Source organism: Erythrobacter fulvus (assembly GCF_028595285.1).
Classification (GTDB): domain Bacteria; phylum Pseudomonadota; class Alphaproteobacteria; order Sphingomonadales; family Sphingomonadaceae; genus Erythrobacter; species Erythrobacter fulvus.
Genome location: NZ_JAQQXQ010000006.1, coordinates 206,781 through 225,405 on the forward strand (window position 1 = coordinate 206,781; position 18,625 = coordinate 225,405).

Below are 18,625 nucleotides of genomic sequence, written 5' to 3' on the forward strand. Positions count from 1 at the left end.
TATTTGCTTTCGATCAAGGTGTCTGTGTCTCGCCCGCGCCATTGACGCAAGCCAATCGATTACACTCACCGACAGGACAAGTTTGGCGCAGCCCGCGATTTGGGGTAGGGCGGCCTTACCGGATTAAGCCAGAAATGACCATGCATCAGACCATTGATCCCGCCGCTGCCGCTCCCGCCCGGGCGACCCGCGTCCAGTTCATGGAAGCGGACGACAAGGACATGCTGCGCGCGGCGCGCGACCTGACAAAGGGGCTGGGCGAGGCAAAGCCCGGTATCTACTGGCCCGACATGCTGCTGTCGGCGGTCATCGGCTATGCCGGCATCGCGGTGACGATCCTCTCTTCCGATCTTGCAGTGCAGATCGTCGCCGGACTGGTGGCGGCGCTGGCGCTCTACCGCGCGCTGATGTTCATTCACGAGCTGACCCATATCCATCGCGATGCGCTGCCCGGCTTCCGCACGTGGTGGAACCTGCTCGTCGGCATCCCCTTGCTGATGCCCAGCTTCATGTACGAAGGCGTGCACACGATCCATCACAAGCGCACGCAATACGGCACGCCGGAAGACCCGGAATATCTGCCTTTGGCCCTGATGAAGCCGTGGAGCCTGCCGCTGTTCGTGATCGTCGCGATCCTCGCGCCGGTGGCGCTGGTGGTGCGCGCGGCGGTGCTGGTGCCGCTCGGCGCGCTGATCCCGGCGGTGCGCCGCTTCACGTGGGAGCGGTTTTCGGCGCTCTCGATCAACCCCGATTTCCGCCGCCGTCCGCCCGAGGGCGACTTTGCCAAGCGGGTGCGCTGGCAGGAGGCGGGGGTGTTCGTGTGGTCGTGGGCGCTGATTGGCAGCAGCTTCGTGATCGGCTGGCAACCGCTTGCCATCGCGATGGGCGTGCTTTCTCTGACCGCCCTGCTCAACCAGCTGCGCACACTGGTGGCGCACCTGTGGGAGAACGAGGGCGAGGCGATGACGGTGACGGCGCAGTTCCTCGACAGCGTGAACGTGCCTCCACCGGGTATCGCCGCGGAAATCTGGGCGCCGGTCGGCCTGCGTTATCACGCGCTGCACCACCTGATGCCCTCGATGCCCTATCACGACCTGCCCGAGGCGCACCGTCGTCTGGCGCGCGAGCTGGGTACGGGTTCGACCTATGAAGGCGCGAACCATCCCGGCATGCTGGTGCTGGTGGCGCGGATCGCGAAAAGCACGATGGGAAAGCGGGCCTAAGCCCCGACCTTCTTAATCCAGAAAACAGATCATCGCGCAGCGCCGGTCGGCGGGCAGGCCGTCATCGACCTCGTTCGCCAACTCGCCCGCTAGCCGCGGGTGGGCATCCAAGGCTGTGACTTCCTCGAAGCCGAGGCGGGCATAGAAGGGCGCGTTCCACGCCACCTCGCGGAAGGTGGTGAGGGTGAGCGCGGCGATGCCGGAATTGCGCGCGTCGATCTGCGCGGCGCGCACCAGTCCGGCCCCGATGCCGCGCCGCTGGAAGGCGGGGGCGACGTCCATTTCCCAGATATGGAGTTCGCGGCTGAAGCGTTCTGCCACCAGAAATCCCGCCATTGTCTCCCCGACATGCGCGGCAAGGCAATGCCCCTTGCGGATCAGGCGCACGAAGTCTGCCGGTGAGCGGGTGCGGGTAAAATCCAGTCGCTCCAGCCCCGGTTGGCCTGCAAAGGCGACGGCAGCGGCCCGTTCGATCTCCGGCATGGCCTGGGCATCCTCCGGGCGCGCCAGTCGCAACGACCAGTCGCGGCCGCTCATTCCTCGGTCCGGATCAGCACGGTCTCGCCCAGCAGCAGGAACAGCAGGAACGGCGCCCAGGCGGCGAGGAAGGGCGGGTATCCGCCGAAACTGCCCATCGCCAGCGCGGCATTATCGACCACGAAATAGGCAAAGCCCAGCGCCATGCCGATGATCGCGCGCACGAAAAGCTGGCCCGAACGTGCCAGACCGAAGGCGGCGATCGAGCCCAGTAGCGGCATTAGCAGCGCCGAAAGCGGGCCGGACAGCCGGTGCCACCACTTGGCCCGCATTTCCTCGGTCCGGCGGCCCGCGGCCTCGAAGGCGGCAATCGTATCGGACAATTCCCAGAAGCTCTGCGAATCCGGATCGATCGCCTGCAAGTCGATCTGCGCGGGGCTCAGCTCCTTGCCCACAACCATCGTGTCGAGCCGTTCGGTGGTGGCGCCGGCTACGTCGAAGAGCACCGGATTTTCCATTCGCCAGCCGGGCGCGGCATAGGTTGCGCGGGGGCTGCGGATCTGTTCGCGGATGATCCCCGACGGCGCACGTTCGTACCAGCTAACATTGGTAAGCACGATGTTTTCGCCCCGGCCGCTCAGCGTCGCCGCCGAAAGGATGCTGCGCCCGTCGGTGAGATAGACGTTCGATCGGACCTGGCCGGTGCCTGCCTGTGCCTCGGGAATGGGGCCGTATTCCGCCGCCTCCCATGCCTTCAGGGTGGCGTTGGCGCGGGTGACGATCCTTTCGTTGAAACCGAAGCTGGCCAGCGACACCAGCGCTGCCGTCAGCAGCAGCGGTGCCAGCACCTGATGCGCGGACAGCCCGGCCGCTTTCATCGCCACCACTTCGCTGTTCTGGTTCAGTGTCACCAGCGTGATCAGCGTCGCCAGCAACACTGAATAGGGCAGGAAGCGCGAGGCCAGCTGCGGCGCGCGCAAGCTTGCATAGCGTAGGATTTCGGCCTGTCCGTTACCGGGAGCTGCGAGGATGTCGCCGGTTTCGGCGAGCAGGTCGAGCGCTAGCAGCACCAGCACCAGCATGACGAGCACCGAAAGGATGCGCACCACGAACATCTTCGCAAGGTAAAGCGTCAGCGTGCGCGAAGGAAAGAAATCGAGCTGCATTGTCTGCCTATTCCGCAGGTGCCAGATCGGAAGCCGCCGGATGTCCGCGCGGACGGCGCCGTTTGAACAGCTTTGCCACCCGCTTCGACAGCTTCGCAAAGGCGGTTTCCAGCGCACCGATTGCCTGCCCGCCTGGCACATAGGCGACGCGGTAATACATCCACAGGATCAGCGCGGCGAACAGCACGAACGGCACCCAGAAGGCGAGGATCGGGTCGATCCGGCCGAGCGACGCGACATCCTCTCCGTACTGGTTGACCTTGTGATAGGCGACCACCATCACGATCGACACGAACACGCCCAGCGCGCTGGTCGATCGTTTCGGCGGAATTGCCAGCGCCACCGCCAGCAGCGGCATCAGGAACATCATCACGATTTCCACCAGCCGGAAATTGAAGCTGGCGACACTGGCATCGCGTTCGCGCGGGGCGCTCTTGTCGTTCCAGCCGATGCTGAGGAGTTCGGGCAGGATATATTCGCGCGTCGCATCGCCGCGGGCGCGAAATTCCTCGATCGCGGGCAGATCGATCGGCAGATCGTGGCGGCTGAAGCTGAGCACGCGCGGGGTGTTGCTGCCGGTGTCCTGAATGATCGTGCCTTCGGTCAGCCGCAGAATGATGGTGTCGGGATTGTCGCGTGTGGCAAGGAACGCACCCTCGCGCGCGCTGATCGAAAGCACCTGCCCCTTGCTGTTGGAAACCCGCGCGAAAATGCCGATCAGGCGCCGGCCTTCGTCCTCGCTCCCCTCGATCCGCAGCGCCATGCGATCGGCCAGGGTGGTGAATTCGCCGACCTTGATCGACGCACCGAGCGCGCCCGAGCGCAGTTCGTATTCCATCTGCTCGTAATAATAGCGGCTGACCGGCTGGATATAGAACACCAGCGCGACATTGACCGCCACCAGCACCAGCGTGATCAAATAGGGAATGCGCAGCAGCCGGTTATAGGACAGCCCCACCGCGCGCATCGTATCGAGTTCGCTGGAGGTCGCTAGTTTGCGAAAGGCGAGCAAGACGCCGAGCAGCAGTCCCAGCGGAATCGCGAGGCTGGCATATTCCGGGATCAGCGCGCCCAGCATCTTGAACACCACCGCCACCGGCCCGCCTTCGACCGCGACGAAATCGAACAGGCGTAGCATCTTGTCGAGCATCAGCAGCGATGCGGCGAGCGCAAACACTCCCAGCATCGGCATGATCACCAGCCGGAAGATGTAGCGATCGATGCTGGGCAGAAGTTTGAGCACCTGTAGTCCCGCCTGATCCGCGTCCCTTGGGGTGCCCTAGCGACCAAAGCCGCCTGCGTCATGCCCCAATTGGCCTATCCTGTTGCCAGGGTGAGCGCCGCATTTACCAGAACCGGCTGCCGGGAACACCCTTGAACGGCCCTGCCTCGCGCGATGTGATCCAGCCGCCGTAGAACCCGCCCGGCTGCGGCCTTACCTGCTCGCCGTCCACCAGCACTTCGTCGAATGGCGCGGCGTAGAAGGCGATATGCCCGGCAATCCCCGCAAAGGGCGGCGTGGGCGAGGGGTAAGACCAGCCCGCACCCGCTATGGTCTCCCCGTCGATGACGAGGTCCCAATATCCGGCCTGTCCCTTCCATTCGCACAGAGAGCGCGCCGGATTGGGGCGCAGATATTCCATCGCGATGTCGTTTTGCGGGAGATAATAGGTCGGCGGGTGCGAGGTTTCGAGCGTGCGCCATGCAGCCCGGCTATCGGCCAGCACGATGCCGCGATGGACGATCCGGATATGACGCGGGGTCGGTTCGGCGATGGCGGGGCGGGGGTAGTCCCACACGCTTTCCTGTCCCGGCAACACGGGATCGGGATCGGGGTGGTGGGCTTGCCTCACGCCTTCTCAAGCGTGCATTGCAGCGGGTGCTGGTTCTGGCGGGCGAAGTCCATCACCTGATTGACTTTGGTTTCGGCCACTTCGTAGGTGAAGATCCCGCACACGCCGACGCCGCGCTGGTGAACGTGGAGCATCACGCGGGTGGCCTGTTCCAGATCCATCCCGAAAAAGCGCTTGAGCACCAGCACCACGAATTCCATCGGGGTGTAATCGTCGTTCAGCATCAGCACTTTGTACTGGCTCGGCTTCTTCGGCTTGGCGCGGGTCTTGGTGGCGATGCCGACCTGACCGGCCCCGTCGCCGCTGTCATCCTTGCCGCCATCTTCGTCGCCCGCACGCGGCGCAGCGACGAGCGGCAGCTCGGCACATTCGGCGAGATCGGGCAGGGGCGGGAATGGCATGAGCCTCCATTATGGGATTCGTAGGCGCCAGTGCAAGCGGTTGCTGCGCCGGAGCGGCCAAAAGAAAAGGCCGGCCAGACACGGGGTCTGGCCGGCCAGCGCCTTTCGGCGCGCTCTCGTGAACCGGGTTGGGAGAGAGAGGAGAGAGGCCCGGTCCAGGAACTTGTCGCTTACGCGGCCTTCGAGATCTTCTCGGCGGCGACGCTGACGCGGTTCGAAATCGGGGCGAAGGCGTCGTTGTAGAGCTTCATCAGGGTTTCGGTGCGCTTCGAACCGAAGGCAACCATCGCGTCGAAGTTGCGACGGGCGATTTCGCCCTGCAGCTGCATCAGTTCGGTCGGCGACTTGATCGCGGCAACCTTCTTGGCATCTTCGGTAACGGTTTCGAGCACGGCCTTGCCGGTTTCGAGGTCGCTCTTCACGATGTTCTGCGCACCGGCGAAGAAGATCTTGCCGCTTTCGACGACGGCTTCGACGTTGGCCTTGCCGAATTCACCGGCTTCGCCCGCCAGTTCAGCGGTCTTGGCGTAGGCGGTCTTGGCACGGGTCTGGACGTCAGCCAGCATATCCTTGGCGGTGGCGGTGATGTCGGTGTTCTTGGCAGTGGCCATGATGGTATCCTTGATCTTGATAACGGGGTTGGTCTTGGGAGCCGCGGCGGGCTTGGTCGCCTTGGGGGCGGCCTTCTTCGCGGCAACCGGCTTCTTCGGCGCGGCAGGCTTCTTGGCCGCAGGCTTCTTGGCCACGACCTTCTTCGCGGCAGGCTTCTTGGCGACAGCCTTGGGAGCGGCCGGCTTCTTCACGGCAGGCGCCGCTTCGGCCTTCGGCGCCGCAACGGTCTTGGCGGCGGCTTCGGCATAGGCCTTCTCGGCAGCCGCATCGATCTTGGCGACGGGAGCCTTGGCGGCAGCAGTGGTTTCAACTTCGGACATGATGACCTCGCTTCATGTTGCACTGCACAAAATAGCGATTGCAGATGCGAAGTCAAGTCTTTTTGTGCAGTGCACAAAAAGCGCGAAATATCCCTAAAATCAGCGGTATGTGCCTAACGCGTCTTCACATAGCGTCCCGGCGCATCCTCGATCACGCTGTCGCCCTTGCCGCCCGGCACGCGCTTGCCCTTGGCCGGAACCCGCGCGTCGGATTGCTTGTGCAGCCATTCGAGCCAGTGCGGCCACCAGCTGCCGGGATGCTCCTCGGCGCTTTCGACGAAAGCCTTCAGGGACGGTGCGGCGCTGTCGCCCAGCCAGTACTGGTACTTGTTGGCGGCAGGCGGATTGACGACGCCTGCGATATGGCCCGATCCGGCCAGCAGGAACTCCATCGGGCCCTTGAAGTGTTCGGTGATGCGCCACACGCTTTCGGCCGGAGCGATGTGATCCTCGCGCCCGGCCTGCACGAAGGCGGGGGTGGCAACGCGGGTCAGATCGATCGGCGTGCCGTCGGCGCTAAGCGCGTCGGGCACCACCAGCTTGTTGTCGCGATAGAGGTCGCGCAGGTAGGCGTCGTGCCACCTGGCCGGAAGGTTAGTGACGTCGCCGTTCCAGTGCAGCAGGTCGAAGGCCGGGTAATCCTCGCCCAGCAGGTAATTGTTGACGACGTAGTTCCAGATCAGATCCTTGCCGCGCAGCGCATTGAAGGTCGCCGCGAGATAGCGCCCGTCGAGATAGCCCTGCGGCGACAGCTGCCCGATCATCTCCAGCTGCCCGTCGTCGATGAAATGCTTCAGATCGCCGCCCTTCTCGAAATCGACCTGTGCGGTGAAGAAGGTGGCGCTCTTGACCTTGTCGGCCTCTCCCCGCCGCGCCAGCACCGCCAGCGTCGCGGCCAGCGTGGTCCCTGCGACGCAGTAGCCGATGGTATGGACGTCCGGCACATCAAGGCGCGTGCGAACATGGTCAATCGCTTCAATCTGGGCGCGGATGTAATCGTCCCACACGACATCAGCCATGGTTTCGTCGGCCGATTTCCAGCTGACCACGAAGACCGAGATGCCCTGATCCACCGCCCACTTGATGAAGCTCTTCTTCGGCGTCAGGTCGAGGATGTAGAAACGGTTGATCCACGGCGGGAAGATCACCAGCGGCACTTCCAGCACGTTTTCGGTCGAAGGCGTGTACTGGATCAGCTGGTAGAGCGGGGTTTCGTGCACCACCCTGCCCGGACTTGCCGCCAGATTTTCGCCCAGCGTGAAGGCGTTTGGATCGGTATGGGTCAGCTGCCCGCGCTTCAGATCGTTGATGAGGTGCTGCATCCCGCGCACAAGGTTCTGGCCGCGGGTCTCGACTGTGCGCTTCAACACGACCGGATTGGTGAGCAGGAAATTGTCGGGGCTCATCGCCTCGGCCAGCGCGCCGACCGCGAATTCGAGCTGCTGGCGTTTGACCGCATCGAGGCCGTCCATGCATTTCACCGCGTTGCGGAAATATTCCGCCAGCATCAGATAGGTCTGGTGCAGCAGCAGGAACGCGGGATGTTCGCGCCATGCCGGATCGGCAAAGCGGCGATCATTCTTGGGCAAAGCGGCCGGATCGGGGGCGGCGCTGGCACCGCCGGTCGCCGCTCCGGCGAGGAATTGCTGGGCCACGCCCTGCCACAATTGCAGCGAATCCTGCGCCAGCTTGGCCTGCGCGGCGAACAGATCCTTGGGCATCTGGCCGAGCATCGACTGCGAGATCACCAGCCACTGCGCCGGATCGAGGGGGTTGGTGCCCTTGGTCGCCTTTTGCGCCGCGGCCTGTGCCTGATGCGCGGCGAAGTCGATCCAGAGCTGCTGCAACTGCGCGCTTGCGTTGGCCCATTCGCCCAGTTCGCCGACATCGACACCCTGCGGCATCAGCGCCTTCATCGCTTCGGGCGTCATTGCGCCGCCACCTGACCCGCCGAGCGCGCCGGAGAACAGTTCGCGCATTGCCTCGCCCTGCATGTCGAAGAAGCCGCGAATGCTGTCCGCGGCCGCGCCCATCATGTCGCCGGTTGCCGAATCCGTGTCGTTTGCCATTACCAAACCCGTTCCCATATCCCGTGTGCGACCGGCACCATGATCGCGGCTGCCGTATCCGCGTGCGAGCGGCACTCTAGCGAAAACGCCTTCCCACTGCGACCGCTATTGGCCTAGGATGATAAATATCGCGGCGGCGCGAAGTGACCGGCGCGAAACAGGAAGACGACCGACGATGAATGACCAATTCTACCGCATGAAGCGGATGCCCCCGTATGTGATCGCGGAGGTCAACGCGATGCGGCATGCCGCGCGGCTGGCGGGGCAGGACATCATCGATCTGGGCATGGGCAATCCCGATCAACCGCCGCCGCAGCATGTCATCGACAAGCTGTGCGAAGTTGCGGCCAAGCCCGATGCCCACGGCTATTCGCAGTCAAAGGGCATTCCCGGTCTGCGCCGTGCGCAGGCAGGCTATTATGCACGCCGCTTCGGCGTCGATCTTGATCCCGAAAGCGAAGTGGTGGTGACGATGGGCTCGAAAGAGGGCCTCTCCAGCCTCGCCACTGCGATCATTGCGCCGGGTGATGTGGTGCTGGCGCCCAACCCGTCCTACCCGATCCATACCTTCGGTTTCATCATCGCCGGGGCCACCATCCGTTCGGTGCCGACGACGCCCGACGAGGAATATTGGCTGTCGCTCGAGCGGGCGATGAACTTCACCGTGCCGCGCCCCAGCGTGCTGGTGGTGAGCTACCCCTCCAACCCGACGGCGGAGGTGGTTGATCTCGCCTTCTACGAAAGGCTGGTGGCATGGGCGCGCGAAAATCAGGTCTGGGTGATCAGCGATCTCGCCTATTCCGAGCTTTATTACGACGGCAAGCCCACGCCTTCGATCATGCAGGTCGAAGGGGCGAAGGATATCGCGATCGAATTCACGTCAATGTCCAAGACCTATTCGATGGCCGGCTGGCGCATGGGTTTTGCCGTCGGCAACCGCCAGCTGATCGCGGCGCTAACCCGGGTGAAGTCCTATCTCGATTACGGCGCCTTCACGCCGGTGCAGGCGGCGGCCTGCGTGGCATTGAACGGCCCGCAGGACATCGTCGAATCGAACCGCCAGCTCTATCACAAGCGCCGCGACGTGATGGTCGAGGCATTCGGTCGCGCGGGGTGGGATATCCCGCCGCCGCCCGCTTCGATGTTCGCATGGGCACCACTGCCGCCTGCGCTCAAGGAGATGGGCAGCCTTGAATTTTCCAAGCAGCTGCTCACCCAGGCCCAGGTCGCGGTTGCGCCGGGCGTGGGCTATGGCGAGAATGGCGAAGGCTACGTCCGGATCGCCATGGTCGAGAACGAGCAGCGGCTGCGGCAGGCAGCGCGCAACGTCAAACGCTACCTCCAGTCGCTCGGGGTCAACAGCTCGGCGGCCTAATCGGCGTAAACTGCTCCAAACCCGGTGCAATCCGCGTTCGATTGGGTTACGCTAGTATGCTAACCCGCGATCGCAGCTGAAGGAGATCCCCATGTCGTCCGGAGCCGCACGGCGGCTGACCGACAGGCAGCAAGCCGTGATGGAACGCATTGACCGGCGCGTCCCTATCAAGGTTATCGCGCAGGAACTCGGCGTATCCGAGACCCGGATCAACCAGCATATCCGCGCGCTCAAGGACATCTACGAAGCCGGGAGCCTTGGCGAACTGGTCGAGAATTACCGGGCGACGATCGCGCCGTCCGATGCCGACGCGCAGGCATCGGCGGAAGCGACCGGCCTGTCCGCCGCCGAGGTTTTCGGCCCCTTCAGCGAAGTTGCATACAACAAAAAGCAGATTAACCCGGCCTTCGATCCGGTCTTTTTGTCGGGCCGGGACGATCCTGGCCGACTGGTGATGAGCGACGCGATGCCGCTGATCGATCAGGCGCCCTGGCTTAGGCCGGGGGAACCGCGGGTCGTCCCCGGAGTGCTCGATGGTGAGCATGCCGTTCTGTTCCGGCTCGGGGCGATCGTTGGGATTGCATCGGGAATCCTGGCTGCTGTGGTGCTGACTGTCGTTGCGGCCGTCACACTCAGCGAAGCGACAGAAGGCAAGGCGACCGTCTCCGTGGACAATGTGCAAGTCGCCGGGTGAGCACCGGGACCGGACGAAAGAACCCCCGATGACCGATCGTATCCTGAGCGATGCCTACAACCTGAAGAAGCTGGTCCGTGAGGCCGAAGCACTGGCCGACGAATCCATTATCGCCATGGCCCGGCTGAAACAGGCGATGCTGAGCGCCCGGCAAAACCCTGAAATCGAAGTGCACACCGGCCAGCGTGCCCTGATGCGCCTGACAGAGGCCGAAGCGCAGGCGCTTTCCATGTCCACCAACCTGCTGCGCGTCCATGACGAGCTGTCGAAGGTCGCCCGCGTTCATGCCGGTGGCGATGGCGGAGTCCCGACTGAGTTTCCCGCGAGTGCCCTCGCTGCGCCGGGCCAGCCTCAGGTCATGGAAACGCAAAGCGCCTGAAATATCGCCACATGATCGTAGAACTGTTCAACGAATATCGCGCCCCGGCGCAGCATATTGCCAGCATTCTGCTTGCGATGGCGATATGGCGCTGGGGCGCGAGCCCCGAACGTTGGCTGATCGGATTATTCGTCGGCACCATGGTGGTGCCGATTTACGTCTACGATTTGCTCGGGCTTGGTAATCTCAACTTCGGGCGTTTCGCCTGGATTTGGGTTGTGCTGGATATTGTGGCCATGCTCGCCTTCGTGGCGGTGGCGCTCAATGCGAACCGCAACTACCCCTTATGGATTGCCGCATTCCAGTTGGTGGCAATCGGGGCGCATGCGGTCCGCGGTCTGGTCGATGCGGTGTCCACCTTTGCCTATCTGCTGCTTTCGATCGGCCCGTCCTATTGCCAGCTGCTGCTGATTTTCGCCGGCTTCCTGCGCCATCTCCGGCGCGAGCGGCGCTTCGGCCCCTACCGCGACTGGCGGATCACCCGCGACCGCATTGCCCTGTTCCAGACTTGACCATGCCGCAGGAGGAGGTCGCCCATGCCGCGTAAGCCCGTTTGTCCTGCCAGCGGTGGCACCTCGTGGTGATTGCGGCGCTTTCCACCCGTCCAGCAACAAGCCCGCCCCGTCAGGATCGCCTTCCCCTGCTGGTCGCCTATCTGCGCAATGTGGTGCTCGCACCCGGTGTCGCGCACGAACGCGGTCATGTCCTGTTCGTCGACGAGAACCGCTCGCTTCTGGGCGATGCCGGCATCGGCATGGGCAATCTCAACGCCCTTTCCCTGCGAATGCGCGAGCTGTTCGGCGAAGCGCTGCGGCTGAACGCGCGCGGCATTATCCTCGCCCACAACCACCCGTCGGGCCATTGCCATCCGAGCCGGTCCGATATCGCCGCGACCCGCCGACTGGCCGAAGTGGCGCGGGCGCTCGAAATCGAACTGATCGATCACCTGATCTTCACACGGGAGGCGGTGTATTCCATGCGCGCAGGGGGATTGCTGTGAACCCGGTTTCCATCAACGGGCTGTTTCCCGACAGCGACACGCTGATCCCGCGCTTTCGCGAGGCGGGCGACGTGACGCTCGATCTGTTTCACCGCGACGGGCGGGTCGAGGACCGCTGGCTGGGCCTGCATCCGCGCGAATTCGAGTTGCTGTGGCGGCTGGCCGAACAGCCGGGAGAACGCATGACCCGGCGCCAGTTGCTGGCCGATGTCTGGCGGATCACCTTCGATCCCGAAACCAACAGCGTGGCGGTGCATGTCGCACGGGTGCGGGCCAAGCTTGAACCCTTCGGCCTTGCCCGCATACTCGCCACCCATCCCGACGGGGGCTATTTCCTCGACACGCCCGCCGGTCCGGGCGGCTTCCGAATAAGCAGCCGGGTCGACGCCTGACGGTGCGTGGCCACTGGACTTGATGCCGGCGATGGGTCAGTCTGGCATCTTTCTATCACCGGATTGCAAGGGAACCGAACAGCGCCATGTCAGCCGCCACCGCCATGACCACCAACGACCGGGTCGCGATCGAACTGGGCGAAGACGGCGTTGCCGAAGTGCGCCTGACCCGCGCCGACAAGATGAACGCGCTCGATCCCGAGATGTTCAACCGCATCATCGAGGCCGGCAGCGCGCTGCAACGGATGAAGGGCGTGCGCGTCGTCGTCCTTTCGGGCGAGGGACGGGCGTTCTGCGCCGGGCTCGACCTGTCCAATTTCTCGAGGCCGCCGGCCGAAGACGAGCCCGGCCTGACCGAGCGGACCCATGGCAATTCCAACCGCCCGCAGCAGGTGGCGATGCAGTGGCGCAAGCTGCCCGTGCCGGTGATCGCGGCGGTGCACGGCGTGTGCTTCGGCGGCGGACTGCAGATCGCCAGCGGCGCGGATATCCGCATCGTCCATCCCGATACCCGCATGGCGATCATGGAGATGAAATGGGGCCTGGTGCCCGACATGGGCGGCTATGCCCTCTGGCGCGGGATGGTGCGCGACGACGTGCTGCGCGAACTGGTCTACACAAACCGCGAATTTTCGGGGGCAGAGGCGCAGTCGCTCGGCCTTGCGACCTATGTTGACGAGAACCCGCGCGAACGGGCGCTGGCGATCGCCCGCACCATTGCGCTCAAGAACCCGCACGCAATCCGCGCCGCCAAGCGGCTGCACGCGGGGATGTACGAACGCGATACCAACGCGATCCTGCTGGAAGAGAGCATCGAACAGCACGCGATCATGCGCAGCCGCAACCAGATCGAGGCCGTGATGGCCGAAATGGAGCACCGCAAGCCGAATTTCGAGGACGTGTAGGGCCTGCCTTCCGATCAAATTCGCTCAATTCGACCCGTTGCCCCCGGCGTTGATGATCGCTTCGCACTTGTCGTAATTGGCAAATTCGTAATCGATATGAACATAAAGGTCGGGCGGCTGGGCTGTCTGGATCTCCAGTTTTATCGAGGAATATCCCCCCTTCCCGCCGAGGTTCCATAAGGTGAGCCTGCGACGGTCACCATGCCAGAAGGAGACTGCGTAATAGCTGGGCTTGGTGTATTTCGAGCCGGGTTTCAGCGTGTCCACTTCTTCTCCCGGGCCGAACTGCTCTTCCAGCATCCGCTTGTATCGTTCGTAGACAGGCAGAACCGATGTGCCGCGGAAGTCCTTTTTGTGATCGCGGCCATAAAACAGCACGCTGCACACACCGGTCTCTGGGGTTGCCATCACGCCCAGGTAGTCGATCTCGGGATCGGGGACCGGTGGAGTCACCACATAGGCACTTTGCAACTCCTTGAGCACCGTAAGGCTGGACAAGGGCTGGCCCATCCGGATTCCGAACGCCGACGCAGCGTCGGCAGTGGGAGTATCGGGCGCAATCGCCGGGCCTGTCGCCGGGGCCTGTTGTGCCGGACTATCCGAACGCTCCAGAATGCGCGCCTTCATGGTCTCGAATTCTTCATCAGACAGGATCCCGCGATCCCGCAGGTCGCCAAGCTTCTCCAGTTCTTCGAGGGTGGAGCTCGTCGTCTTCGAAGCTGCCGCGCCGGTAGCAATGGATGCGGCGCGATTGGCGGATGCGGCTTCGCCCGCGGGCGTTGCTGCGACCTTGGACGCAGCCGTGCCGCGCGCGGGGGCGATCTCGGTCGCCAGCGTGATGCCAGTCTCCTGCTCCCCGCGCCTCAACCTCACCTCGAACTGATCGGCCTGCGCAGCCTCTTCGAGTGCGTCGTAAAGGGCGACAAAATGTTCGGTCTGTTTCCCTGCAATTGAAAGGATGACATCGCCTTCCCGAAGCCCGGCCTTCGCAGCCGGACTGCCCGCCTGAACCTGACGGACCAGCAGCCCGCGCTGTGGCGGCAAGGTGGGGCTCACGCCCGCGCCGAGAGACGCCCGAGCGATGCGGTCATCAGGCGTGTAGGAAACATTGTAGAGGTAGGTGGCAAGGCGCTTTTGCTCGGGTGAAAAGGTGCGGGCCGATGCGTCCGAATTCGCCGCGCCCGCACTCTGCCTGCCATCCGCCTGCTCTTCGTCGGAATCGCCGCCTGCCACCCCGAGAAAGCCGATCGCCGCACCCGTAGTCCCGCCCAGCGCCGCGCCCGCCACGCCGCCCAGAATGGAGCGGAAAAGGCCGCCTCCGCCTCCGCCGCCGCTGTCGCCGCCTCCGCTTCCGGCGGAATCGCGACCCTTCGCGGCGTCTTGCAGCCGGTCGATAAAGGCGTCGTTGCGGGAATCCGCGATCAGGTCGGCGGGCAGGGCTTCGACGAACGCCTGGAGCGCCCGCTCCTTCTTCTGCCGCCGGGCGCGGTAGGCACCAAGCAGGAGCTGGCCTTCCCTTGTGATGTTCTCGTTGCCGCCGCCGCGCCAGAAGTAATAGCCGGGCCGATTGGCGAGGATCGCCGCAGCAAGGTCATAATCATTCGCGTCGACGGCGAACATCAGCGGGGAAATCGGGCTGCGTCCGGCATATTTTTCGTCGACTTCCGCAAGCCATCGCGGGGTCAGGAAGACCTTCAGAAAGGCGGCCTCCTTCTTGTAGATTGCGCAGACGAACATGTCGCTACGGGAATCGGGTTCGACCGCGTCGAGATCGAGCCCGCGGTCAAAAAGCTGCTGCATCAGGTCGATGCGACCCTGACAGCCGATCTTCCGGAATTCGCCCTTGTTGTCGGCCACGTAAGCCGCAGGATCGTCGCTGTATCTCGTCTGTATGACCGAATTCAGCTCAGCTGGGTCAGCCGGAAGTGCGAGAGCGGGCGCGGCGACAAGTAGCGAAGCTGTGGCGAGCGACAATGTTGCAATCGAATACTTCATCCGGCCACGATGCAAAAATCTCAACCGTGTGACAAGTTCAGCCCGGACAAAAGGCGCCTTCGGGAGCGTTGGCCGAACGTCCGCTTCGGGGCGAAAACCGGGGGGCGCTGCCTTTCGTCCCGCTGCCCGACCGCGCGCCGCCCGCATTTCCTACAACGCGTCCCGGCGTTACGCTGCGGGTCGACTCTTTCGCATTGTCATGAACCCCGCAGCGTGTCCTCAGGCGCGAAAACGCCCGCGCACCACCTGTCCGCCCGCATCGCGAGAGTTGCCGTAATTCTCGGAATTACAGCGAAAAAATGGTATCTCGCAAAGGTGACACGGTGTCACCTTTGTATACTTTGTAATTTTGTTGCGTGCCGGCTGGCAAAGCGCCGCCCCGGCTGACTGGCTCAGCCGAAAACGGCGACGCACTGGATTCCGTCGAGCACCTGCCGCCCGTCCGCATCCCACATCCGCAGCCGTTCGGAGGAATAGCCCAGATCGGCGTGCTGGCTGGCATTCTCGGCCAGATACCACCCGTCGCGCGACCGGCTTTCCGGATCGAGCACGTTGAACGACCAGTTGATCGAGCTGATCGGGCCGACCCGCTGCATCGCCCGCATTGCGCCCGGCGGCATGACGTCGCCCATCAGCACCAGCCGCGATACCGGATCGAGATCATGCGCCTCGGTCAACCGTGCCCAGCGCCGCACTGTCGCGCCGTGATCGACCCCCTTGGCCTGCCCGTAGCGCAGATCGAAATTGTTCTGGATGAAACTCGGCGCGAAGCTGTGGCTCACCACGTCGTTGTCTTCCGGTGCGCCCGGCCAGTTTTCGGGCGGGGCGGCCGGATGGAGCGCGTTGGGCTCGCGTCCCTCGCCGAACAGCCAGAACGCGGTCAGCGCAACCTTGCCGCCGCTGCGGATCTCGCTGCGCACCTGGGTGACGTTGCGGCCCTGGCGGACGATTTCGGCATCGAGTTCGAATTCCTCGCCCACCGGTGCGACGAAGGCGATCTGCCCCGCGCGCAAAGGCGGCAGGCCGGGAAAGGCGCGCACCGCCATGGTATAGGCAAGCAGCGCCGAGGCCCCGCCATACAGCGTGCGCCCCTGCATCCATTCGCCGGCATGGGCGAGGCGGGCGGGTCCGGGCTGGCCGGTGACGGGTTCGAGCAGGCTGGCAATAGTCATGGGCATGCGCTTTGCCGCGTCGTGCGGGCGCGGTCCAGACTGACGTTAGGGAAAGCGGGCAAGCAAAGACGCATTGCCTTTGGTCCGCCGAATCGCTAGTGCGCCGCTTCCGTCCGGGGCTTTGCCTCCGGAAGGCTCGGCCCGATGGCGGAGTGGTTACGCAGAGGACTGCAAATCCTTGCACGCCGGTTCGATTCCGGCTCGGGCCTCCACCTTTTGCGATTGCGCGGTCCAGGCGGTCGGCCTAGGTCGCGGGGATCGGGATGCCGCTTTAGCTCAGTTGGTAGAGCACATCATTCGTAATGATGGGGTCACGTGTTCGAGTCACGTAAGCGGCACCATATTTTCAAAGGGTTGCATCTCAGTCTGGTTGGGTCAAAAGGTACATGTGTACCTAATCAATGTCTCAGACTGTCGGTGGCTGGAATAGCAATGTGGTTGTAGGGTCGCCCAAGCACAGGAATTTTACAGGCACATTTCGAAATCGAGTGAGGGGCGTTTGGCATCACTACCAGTCTCTGGAGGCGATACAGCGGTCGATTTGACCACAGGCAATGGTACTGCTCCAGTTGGGCACCGAATGACGTATCGTCCCGATATCGATGGGCTTCGCACCTTAGCCGTTCTTTTGGTGCTGGTATTCCATTTCGATCTGCTGGCAATCGGTAAAGCCGGCTTTATCGGTGTTGACATTTTTTTCGTCATCTCAGGGTTCCTGATCACGACAATCATTCGAAGAGCCCTCGATCTCGATCAATTCCGAATCAGAGATTTCTTATATCGTCGCGTCCGTAGGCTCTACCCCGCTCTATTGGCGACGCTTGTTTTTACCCTTTCGGCTGGCTCTGTTCTTTTATTTCCTTACCGTTTCGAAGAGCTTGCTACGCAAACACTTCTTTCACTTTTGTATGTAGTGAATTTTTATTTTTGGCAAAAAATCAACTATTTTGGTTTGCAGGCTGGCGATGTACCACTCTTACACATCTGGTCGCTTGCAATCGAAGAGCAGTTCTACTTCGTATTTCCTATCGTCTGTGCAATAATCTGGCGTTTACAGAGAAAGCTTCTCGCACCTCTGATAATTATAGGGGCAGCAGCATCATTTTCTCTGGCGATATCGATCGCCCCGCTGAAGCCTGAGTTTGCTTTCTATCTCCTTCCAACGCGCGCGTGGGAGCTCCTGCTGGGGTCGATGCTTGCCCTAGCTGTCTATGGTCGCAAGCCTACTGGCAGGTGGCTCTCTTTTATGGGGCCGAGCGGCCTCGTAATGATTGCTGTGTCAGTTTGGATATACGGACCAATGACACAAGTTCCGGGCTATTTCAGTTTGCTGCCTACACTGGGTGCAGTAGCCCTGATACTCGGCGGTTATTCAGAAAATGCCTCGGTAACCCGGCTAATGGCAAGCAGTCCAATGGTGTGGATCGGAAAGCTGTCGTATCCTTTGTATCTTGTGCACTGGCCGATCCTCATTTTCATAAAAGAGCACGCTGAAGATTTTGCATTTAATTTCAGGATTTTCGGATTCTTGGGTTCCTTCCTGGCGGCAGCAGTTATCTATTACTTTGTCGAGCAGCCGATCAGGCAAGGCAAGGTTATTCGAGGGGAGAAGTCATATCTTACAGCAATTTCCGGCTCGACTGTCGGACTGATCGCCATTTCCATTGTGATCATGGCCACCGAGGGGGTGCCGGCGAGGTTCTCCTCGCAGGAACAGGCGCTCCTCGCGGTTAGGGACGATAAACCGATCAAGTTTTCCGATTGTGAGCGCCTAGTATCTACGGTGAATGAACTGTGCCGGCTCGGTGATGATACTGCCTTAATAGAAGTCGTGATCATTGGGGATAGCCATGCACAGGCGCTTGCAGGCGCATTCGACATCTGGCTGGCGAACTCTCGCAGGGGCGGCGCCTTAGCTTTTCACAGTGGCTGCATGCCGGTTCTAGGTGCTGGCCGGCCAGATTGTGAGAAGGCGATCCGCAGTGCCGTTCGGGTAGCGAAGGAAACCCCTTCGGTCAGGGAAGTGATCCTAGTTTCCATCTGGCGACAAGCTCTTCCGACGGGCGGCAAGCCCTTCCTTGGTCGCTGGGTTCCTGAAACGGAGGTGCCCTCTGTCTTTCAATCACAACTTGCAGAGACGGTCTCAGTTTTCCAAGCCGCTGGAAAAAAGGTCACGATAGTGGAGCCGCTCTTTGCGGCTCCGCGGGCTGTACCAAACACTCTCGCAGGCAATTTGGCCTATGGTCGAAATTGGTCAGTCGCTACACCGCTTGCCGAGCACCGCGAGACTTTCGCTACCGTCATCGCAGCATTTGACCAGCAACCTAGCGTTCGGCGCATATCATTGCTGGGACCATTCTGTGATCAGCTGACTTGTCGTGGCGTAGTGGAAGGCCGACCGCTTTTCACCGACAACAATCACCTCGCGCAATCCCATTCAGCCATGATTGCCGCGGTGATTGCCTCGCAAGCTGACCGGCCCCCACTGAGTGGTCCGTATTGATTGTTAGTTCAAGATTGTCTCCGGCGCCATGGCTGTCCGGAGGTGGAGCGTAGCGGAACCGGAGGGCAGCCATGGCGGCGTCGCCGTTT

General features: G+C 62.5%; 18 protein-coding genes and 2 tRNA genes. 11 read left to right on the plus strand and 9 right to left on the minus strand.

What is annotated here, in order from left to right:
• The first annotated feature begins 134 nt into the window (after positions 1-134).
• Entirely contained in the window at positions 135-1,223 is a 1,089-nt protein-coding gene (locus OIK40_RS09775) for a fatty acid desaturase family protein (protein WP_273678142.1), read from the plus strand.
• Between the two features lie 12 nt (positions 1,224-1,235).
• On the opposite strand, the gene OIK40_RS09780 is transcribed toward OIK40_RS09775, so the two are convergent.
• From OIK40_RS09780 to OIK40_RS09810, 7 genes are all read right to left on the minus strand, one after another.
• Positions 1,236-1,760 (minus strand): GNAT family N-acetyltransferase, encoded by a 525-nt coding sequence (locus OIK40_RS09780; RefSeq protein ID WP_273678143.1) that lies wholly within the window; start codon positions 1,758-1,760, stop codon positions 1,236-1,238.
• Complete coding sequence (lptG, locus tag OIK40_RS09785) at positions 1,757-2,866, minus strand: LPS export ABC transporter permease LptG (protein WP_273678144.1); 1,110 nt, start codon at positions 2,864-2,866, stop codon at positions 1,757-1,759. The genes OIK40_RS09780 and lptG overlap by 4 nt, the downstream gene beginning before the upstream one ends.
• Before the next feature lie 7 nt (positions 2,867-2,873).
• Positions 2,874-4,109 (minus strand): LptF/LptG family permease, encoded by a 1,236-nt coding sequence (locus OIK40_RS09790; RefSeq protein ID WP_273678145.1) that lies wholly within the window; start codon positions 4,107-4,109, stop codon positions 2,874-2,876.
• A 103-nt stretch (positions 4,110-4,212) separates the two neighbouring features.
• Positions 4,213-4,719 carry a DUF427 domain-containing protein gene (locus tag OIK40_RS09795; RefSeq protein ID WP_273678146.1) on the minus strand — a complete coding sequence of 169 codons (507 nt, stop codon included), beginning with the start codon at positions 4,717-4,719 and terminating at the stop codon, positions 4,213-4,215.
• A complete protein-coding gene (clpS, locus tag OIK40_RS09800; RefSeq protein ID WP_273678147.1) occupies positions 4,716-5,120 on the minus strand; it encodes an ATP-dependent Clp protease adapter ClpS in 405 nt (134 codons plus the stop codon). The genes OIK40_RS09795 and clpS overlap by 4 nt, the downstream gene beginning before the upstream one ends.
• Positions 5,121-5,290: 170 nt before the next feature.
• The gene (locus OIK40_RS09805; RefSeq protein ID WP_273678148.1) at positions 5,291-6,052 is read right to left on the minus strand and encodes a phasin family protein; all 762 of its coding nucleotides are present in this window, start codon (positions 6,050-6,052) and stop codon (positions 5,291-5,293) included.
• 113 nt (positions 6,053-6,165) lie between these two features.
• The gene (locus OIK40_RS09810) at positions 6,166-8,121 is read right to left on the minus strand and encodes a PHA/PHB synthase family protein (protein ID WP_273678149.1); all 1,956 of its coding nucleotides are present in this window, start codon (positions 8,119-8,121) and stop codon (positions 6,166-6,168) included.
• A gap of 175 nt (positions 8,122-8,296) precedes the next feature.
• Between OIK40_RS09810 and OIK40_RS09815 the strand changes: the two genes are divergently transcribed.
• The 7 genes from OIK40_RS09815 (at position 8,297) to OIK40_RS09845 (ending at position 12,866) form a co-directional block, all read left to right on the plus strand.
• Entirely contained in the window at positions 8,297-9,496 is a 1,200-nt protein-coding gene (locus tag OIK40_RS09815; protein WP_273678150.1) for an LL-diaminopimelate aminotransferase, read from the plus strand.
• 91 nt (positions 9,497-9,587) lie between these two features.
• On the plus strand, positions 9,588-10,190 hold the full coding sequence (locus OIK40_RS09820; RefSeq protein WP_273678151.1) for a helix-turn-helix transcriptional regulator: 603 nt from the start codon (positions 9,588-9,590) through the stop codon (positions 10,188-10,190).
• Between the two features lie 28 nt (positions 10,191-10,218).
• Positions 10,219-10,569, plus strand: coding sequence for a hypothetical protein (locus OIK40_RS09825; protein WP_273678152.1), 351 nt, complete (start codon positions 10,219-10,221; stop codon positions 10,567-10,569).
• 11 nt (positions 10,570-10,580) lie between these two features.
• Positions 10,581-11,081 (plus strand): hypothetical protein, encoded by a 501-nt coding sequence (locus tag OIK40_RS09830; RefSeq protein ID WP_273678153.1) that lies wholly within the window; start codon positions 10,581-10,583, stop codon positions 11,079-11,081.
• A 68-nt stretch (positions 11,082-11,149) separates the two neighbouring features.
• The gene (locus tag OIK40_RS09835; protein WP_273678154.1) at positions 11,150-11,569 is read left to right on the plus strand and encodes a JAB domain-containing protein; all 420 of its coding nucleotides are present in this window, start codon (positions 11,150-11,152) and stop codon (positions 11,567-11,569) included.
• Positions 11,566-11,961: a winged helix-turn-helix domain-containing protein gene (locus OIK40_RS09840; RefSeq protein WP_273678155.1), complete on the plus strand. Its 396-nt coding sequence runs from the start codon at positions 11,566-11,568 to the stop codon at positions 11,959-11,961. Before OIK40_RS09835 ends, OIK40_RS09840 begins: the two co-directional genes overlap by 4 nt.
• Positions 11,962-12,047: 86 nt before the next feature.
• Entirely contained in the window at positions 12,048-12,866 is an 819-nt protein-coding gene (locus OIK40_RS09845; protein ID WP_273678156.1) for a crotonase/enoyl-CoA hydratase family protein, read from the plus strand.
• Between the two features lie 24 nt (positions 12,867-12,890).
• Here the strand turns inward: OIK40_RS09845 and OIK40_RS09850 are convergent, their stop codons facing one another.
• Positions 12,891-14,723, minus strand: a complete 1,833-nt coding sequence (locus OIK40_RS09850) for a PDZ domain-containing protein (RefSeq protein ID WP_273678157.1) — start codon at positions 14,721-14,723, stop codon at positions 12,891-12,893.
• Between the two features lie 530 nt (positions 14,724-15,253).
• Positions 15,254-16,033: an acyl-CoA thioesterase gene (locus OIK40_RS09855; RefSeq protein ID WP_273678158.1), complete on the minus strand. Its 780-nt coding sequence runs from the start codon at positions 16,031-16,033 to the stop codon at positions 15,254-15,256.
• 138 nt (positions 16,034-16,171) lie between these two features.
• Between OIK40_RS09855 and OIK40_RS09860 the strand changes: the two genes are divergently transcribed.
• The 3 genes from OIK40_RS09860 (at position 16,172) to OIK40_RS09870 (ending at position 18,536) form a co-directional block, all read left to right on the plus strand.
• A tRNA-Cys gene (locus tag OIK40_RS09860) sits at positions 16,172-16,245 on the plus strand.
• A gap of 53 nt (positions 16,246-16,298) precedes the next feature.
• A tRNA-Thr gene (locus OIK40_RS09865) sits at positions 16,299-16,374 on the plus strand.
• Between the two features lie 239 nt (positions 16,375-16,613).
• A complete protein-coding gene (locus tag OIK40_RS09870) occupies positions 16,614-18,536 on the plus strand; it encodes an acyltransferase family protein (protein ID WP_273678159.1) in 1,923 nt (640 codons plus the stop codon).
• The last annotated feature ends 89 nt before the right edge of the window (positions 18,537-18,625 follow it).

Excerpts from the sequence above, each read along its gene's own strand:
- clpS (WP_273678147.1), bottom strand. The coding sequence starts at position 5,120 with ATGCCATTCCCGCCCCTGCCCGATCTCGCCGAATGTGCCGAGCTGCCG.
- OIK40_RS09810 (WP_273678149.1), bottom strand. The coding sequence starts at position 8,121 with ATGGCAAACGACACGGATTCGGCAACCGGCGACATGATGGGCGCGGCC.
- OIK40_RS09780 (WP_273678143.1), bottom strand. The coding sequence starts at position 1,760 with ATGAGCGGCCGCGACTGGTCGTTGCGACTGGCGCGCCCGGAGGATGCC.
- OIK40_RS09815 (WP_273678150.1), top strand. The coding sequence starts at position 8,297 with ATGAATGACCAATTCTACCGCATGAAGCGGATGCCCCCGTATGTGATC.
- OIK40_RS09825 (WP_273678152.1), top strand. The coding sequence starts at position 10,219 with ATGACCGATCGTATCCTGAGCGATGCCTACAACCTGAAGAAGCTGGTC.
- OIK40_RS09870 (WP_273678159.1), top strand. The coding sequence starts at position 16,614 with ATGACGTATCGTCCCGATATCGATGGGCTTCGCACCTTAGCCGTTCTT.
- OIK40_RS09805 (WP_273678148.1), bottom strand. The coding sequence starts at position 6,052 with ATGTCCGAAGTTGAAACCACTGCTGCCGCCAAGGCTCCCGTCGCCAAG.
- lptG (WP_273678144.1), bottom strand. The coding sequence starts at position 2,866 with ATGCAGCTCGATTTCTTTCCTTCGCGCACGCTGACGCTTTACCTTGCG.
- OIK40_RS09855 (WP_273678158.1), bottom strand. The coding sequence starts at position 16,033 with ATGACTATTGCCAGCCTGCTCGAACCCGTCACCGGCCAGCCCGGACCC.
- OIK40_RS09830 (WP_273678153.1), top strand. The coding sequence starts at position 10,581 with ATGATCGTAGAACTGTTCAACGAATATCGCGCCCCGGCGCAGCATATT.
- OIK40_RS09820 (WP_273678151.1), top strand. The coding sequence starts at position 9,588 with ATGTCGTCCGGAGCCGCACGGCGGCTGACCGACAGGCAGCAAGCCGTG.
- OIK40_RS09775 (WP_273678142.1), top strand. The coding sequence starts at position 135 with ATGACCATGCATCAGACCATTGATCCCGCCGCTGCCGCTCCCGCCCGG.
- OIK40_RS09845 (WP_273678156.1), top strand. The coding sequence starts at position 12,048 with ATGTCAGCCGCCACCGCCATGACCACCAACGACCGGGTCGCGATCGAA.